Below are 4,399 nucleotides of genomic sequence, written 5' to 3' on the forward strand. Positions count from 1 at the left end.
CCACTTCCCCACACCCCACACCCCACACCCTGCCACCACCGAAAAGCTTTTTCAGCAAACCCTATCTAGGGCAGCGATTTCGGTAATATCTCCCTGGGGTTGGTCGCGAAAATTAGCGCGATAAATTGCCCGAGCGTCTTTATCTATATCACAGGAAAAAACACAATCAGATTCTAAGTTTTGTTGGCGACAAACTTGTTCAATTGCGACTCGAAACCCTCCCAAACCACAAAAAAGGTCAATAAAACGAATTTTTTTACTATCTTTCAGGAGATTCATCGATAATTAAAATTGCAGCGATAGGGATATTCTCTTTGATTTTAACTTATTCAACTTTCACCAAAGAGCGGACGGTAAATATTTCATTGGCCTGTAGGGGTTTAATCGCCGAAATTGGCACAGTAACTACTGAAATTGACTCACCGAGAGCGTTAAAAACCTCTAAAATTGCTCCCATTTCGCCATTGCTAGGATGGGGGATTAAATCCACTAAGAATAACAGAATTATATAATTTGCAATTCATCCTGTTTAAGATTTTGAATCGATTCAATCTTGGAAACTTCTACAGCGATAACTGTATAGGCTTTTCCCTGATTATTTAACACTTCTAAAACATAGCCATCCTCTTGGCCTTCGGGACTAGGACAATAATCCACGATAATCGCGTGAGTGCCACGAGACAAATTAGATTCTGGCAAATCTTCGGTTAATTGAACTTCGGAAAACATATCAAATTTCATAGTCTAACTCTTTTAATCTGGTAATAAAGTCACAAATCTTGTTTCTTTCGTAAGTGAGTCGATAATCCAATAGGTAGAGACTCGTAAGTTTATCCCGTGGAACTCCTGAGATAAACTTATTCTGTATTGTTACATACAGCCATGAATCATTATCGCCCTAACTCTTGTGTTTCCAATGAATTGGCAATTAATCAGAATTAATCTAAATTGTTTCGCTCAAGCCAACCTAAGAGGCTGTTGTGTTGGCGTTGAAAGCTTTGCCGTGTTCTTCTCGAATTTTATGAATTTCTTCAGCATACTTGAGAGTAAACCCGTAGGATTCCGCAGCCTTTTCCGCAGCAATGCGAGACTTAACTAAATAGTCATGGATAGACGTGCATTCCTCCGATAATCTTGTTTGAGTTTTATCTTTTTCTTGCAAAATCTCTGAGTGGATCATAAGTTATTCTCCTCTTTGAATAGTTCAAGTGGTGTGACAATTTCAGGTGTTGACAAACCAAGGCGGGCATTGATAACGCGAATATGCTTCCGTTTGTTAGCATTCGCTAGGTGGTTGCAATTCCAAGTAACGAGATATTGAATGTCGAAATAGCTGGCATAGGCAAGATGTAGAGCGTCGCCCACAAGAGACCTTGGCATGACATAGTTGGCAAGATAAAACTCGACAACTTGTTCAAGAGCAGAAGTCGGCGGTAGTAAAGGAATCGTCGAAACCAAATGAATAATTTCAGCTTTACGCGGATAGTTTCCGTTGGTTAGTTCTTGAAGCACGGCATCCGAAATATATAAATCATAATAACTGGACATCTCCGACCACCACTTCCTTGTGATTTCGGTAAAAGTTTTTAGAGCTTCACGCTCATCAAAGTAATAACTCGGAACCGTGGAATCCAAGTACACTTTTTCTTTCATGATAATAACTGATCGACAAGACTAAATTAAAGCCTGAAGCAGCCGTATGGTAGCCCCCTCTATTCTACTATCCTATCTCTGTAACGAAGTTATTGCACTGTCATGCTTGACCTCGATCATTTCTCATAGCGATCGCACTTGATCGCATTGAAACTTCTCCATTTTATCCCAAACATTAGCGGTGCGTTACACGCGCGTTTTCGCACCCTACAAGATCAGCGATCGCACTCCTCTTATATTGTTACATACAGCAATGAATTGTTATCGCTTTAACTCTTGTGTCGGCAATGAATTGGCAATTAATCAGAAATTAATATAAGCAATTATTGTAGGTTGGGTTGAGCGAAACAATACTGGGTCGAAAATGGCTCAATTTGATTGTTTAAGCGAAACCCAACCACCCCAAAGGTTACTCTTTGTTGGGTTTCCTTGCGTCAACCCAACCTACGAGGCTGTACGGTAAGACATTAACTCGTAAGGTGTACAGATTAGCGGTAATTTGTAGCCGAAATCCGCGCATATATTGAGAAGTTTTTTCTGAATTTGAGCATTAGTAATATGTTTACAGTTCCATGTTAACAGATAAAAGTCGCGGACAGGATGCAGGTGATCGGTTACGCTTCGATATACTGGCAATAGGTGGCTGGTTGGGGAATTGGCAGCCCTTCCTCTTGTAATCCATCCAGATGAAATTGAATTGCTTCTTTCATATTTTCTGTGATTTCCTCTAGGGTTTTACCTGTAGTAACACAACCGGGTAAATCAGGAACATAAGCGGAATAGTTATTTTCAGCTTTTTCGATAATAATCGCATAACGCATTAGTTATTGTCTCCTTCTTCTAGATATTTATTCAATTGAGCTTGTTTGAAAATACTCCGTAAAGTCTTAATCGCTAAATCATCGGATGGCTTACCCGGAACAGTAACTAAACCTGATTTCAGAGAATGTTTGAATTGTCGGTGGCTTCCCCTTGTTCTCGATAAATACCATCCATCTTGTTCTAGTAATCTAATTACATCTCTAACTTTCATATTATATGTGATTCTTAAAAATTGGCTGTTACCTTTATATGTTACATTTTACAAGTCTCGACGCGAGAGAAGAGAGCACGCACTACGACGACCCGACCCCCATCCGACCGTAACGATTGAGAACGCCGACTGGAGGTGACACGGGAGTGCCCCCCGGGGTGAGGTCCATAGGTCAAAAGTAACATCCCTGTAGTATATCCAGCTATCATTCACTCGCCAGCCGATTTTATCCCCGAAAGTGTTCCAGATTTCTTCATTATACTCCTGCGTCCCACCGAGTTCGCGGTAGATTTTCGCCTGCACGGAAAAACCAAAGCGACCGCCACTATATTTAACCCATAATTGGTCAATGGTTCGCAAATCCTCGCAGGGAAAATTATCGATATCCTCTACCCGTAGCCATCTCTCTTTTGTTCGGTTGGCAGCCTGTAGCATCACTGTTGCGGTTTCTTCGTCCGCTTGCTTCCATTGCTGCCGTCTTAATAAATCTTCTAAGTTCCGATAATCGATTCCTTTGGCACTTTTAAGCTGAATAGATGGGGGAGTTTGGGGAACGGAAATAACGGGATTAATGGGTTTTTGAATAGTTGTCTGGGGTATAGAGACTGATGTTTTTATCTGCAAAGCTTGCAACACTTCCGAGGCGGATTGATAGCGTTTTTTTGTACCAAACTCGATTAATTTATCAAGAATATTCCCTGAATCATTACTAACAGGATTATCCACTAACCACTGTCGCCATACCCATTGGTGTTCCCCCCCATCGAATAAATCAAAGGGAGATATTCCAGTTAATAAATAAAGGCAAGTTACACCCAAACTATACAAATCACTGGCATTAACTGCCTTGCCATTTCCCTGTTCTGGGGCAATATATTCGGCAGAACCGATAATTGTTCCCGTCATGGAACGATTTAAAGGACTGACAAATTTTGCCGCACCAAAGTCCACTAAAATCAATTTATTATCGCTTTTTCTGCGAATAATATTTTCGGGTTTAATGTCGCGATGAATTACTTGTTTACTATGAATAAATTCTAGAATCGGTAAAATCTCTGACAAAAGATGTTTAATTTTGGCTTCGTTAAATACTCCTTCCTGTTTTAATTCTTGTTCTAGATTTTGTCCTTCGATATATTCCTGCACGAGATATTGTCTCCCATCATTACCGGTAAAATAGGCGTAAAGTTCGGGTATTTGTGGGTATCTTCCCAAACTATCTAAACGAATCGCTTCTTCTTTAAATAATTCTGCTGCTTTTTGTAAAGTTCCTGTTCCCTGCGCTGACGGGAAAAATTGTTTAATTACACAATAGGGTTTTGAAGGTTTATCCTCATCTATCGCTTGAAATGTCTTGCCAAAACCCCCTTGACCGATTAATTTTAGCGCTCGATAACGTTCTCTGAGCAGTAATTGAGAACCGCACTTATGACAGAATTTATCCGTGGGGGTGTTTTTGTGCGAACAATCGGGATTGAGACAGAGACTCATAGCAATTATTGTAGGTTGGGTTGACGCAAGGAAACCCAACAAAGAGTAACCTTTGGGGTGGTTGGGTTTCGCTTTTTCAGTCGAATTAAGCCATGTTCGACCCAGTATTGTTTCGCTCAACCCAACCTACGAGGCTCTATCTTATGACAGAATTTATCCGTGGGGGTGTTTTTGTGCGAACAATCGGGATTGAGACAGAGACTCATAGCAATTATTGTAGGT

At 40.6% G+C, this 4,399-nt stretch carries 8 protein-coding genes and 1 pseudogene; all 9 read right to left on the reverse strand.

Annotated elements, in window-relative coordinates; translation table 11 throughout:
• Positions 1-63: 63 nt before the first annotated feature.
• Positions 64-279, reverse strand: a pseudogene (locus tag IQ242_RS17695) (DNA cytosine methyltransferase); the annotation flags it as partial.
• Positions 280-325: 46 nt separating this feature from the next.
• Positions 326-490 carry a hypothetical protein gene (locus tag IQ242_RS17700; protein WP_002743277.1) on the reverse strand — a complete coding sequence of 55 codons (165 nt, stop codon included), beginning with the start codon at positions 488-490 and terminating at the stop codon, positions 326-328.
• 14 nt (positions 491-504) lie between these two features.
• Entirely contained in the window at positions 505-741 is a 237-nt protein-coding gene (locus IQ242_RS17705) for a DUF4926 domain-containing protein (RefSeq protein WP_193960880.1), read from the reverse strand.
• A 226-nt stretch (positions 742-967) separates the two neighbouring features.
• Positions 968-1,180, reverse strand: coding sequence for a hypothetical protein (locus IQ242_RS17710; RefSeq protein ID WP_002789670.1), 213 nt, complete (start codon positions 1,178-1,180; stop codon positions 968-970).
• Complete coding sequence (locus tag IQ242_RS17715) at positions 1,177-1,653, reverse strand: type II toxin-antitoxin system VapC family toxin (protein WP_002789671.1); 477 nt, start codon at positions 1,651-1,653, stop codon at positions 1,177-1,179. The genes IQ242_RS17710 and IQ242_RS17715 overlap by 4 nt, the downstream gene beginning before the upstream one ends.
• A gap of 614 nt (positions 1,654-2,267) precedes the next feature.
• Complete coding sequence (locus IQ242_RS17720) at positions 2,268-2,474, reverse strand: type II toxin-antitoxin system HicB family antitoxin (protein ID WP_002743279.1); 207 nt, start codon at positions 2,472-2,474, stop codon at positions 2,268-2,270.
• Positions 2,474-2,686: a type II toxin-antitoxin system HicA family toxin gene (locus IQ242_RS17725; RefSeq protein WP_016516386.1), complete on the reverse strand. Its 213-nt coding sequence runs from the start codon at positions 2,684-2,686 to the stop codon at positions 2,474-2,476. Before IQ242_RS17725 ends, IQ242_RS17720 begins: the two co-directional genes overlap by 1 nt.
• A 48-nt stretch (positions 2,687-2,734) precedes the next feature.
• The gene (locus IQ242_RS17730; RefSeq protein WP_228021065.1) at positions 2,735-4,177 is read right to left on the reverse strand and encodes a GUN4 domain-containing protein; all 1,443 of its coding nucleotides are present in this window, start codon (positions 4,175-4,177) and stop codon (positions 2,735-2,737) included.
• A 116-nt stretch (positions 4,178-4,293) separates the two neighbouring features.
• Positions 4,294-4,383, reverse strand: coding sequence for a 4-Cys prefix domain-containing protein (locus IQ242_RS27230; protein WP_322096481.1), 90 nt, complete (start codon positions 4,381-4,383; stop codon positions 4,294-4,296).
• Between the last annotated feature and the right edge of the window lie 16 nt (positions 4,384-4,399).

This window comes from Microcystis sp. LEGE 08355 (genome assembly GCF_015207185.1).
Taxonomy (GTDB): domain Bacteria; phylum Cyanobacteriota; class Cyanobacteriia; order Cyanobacteriales; family Microcystaceae; genus Microcystis; species Microcystis panniformis.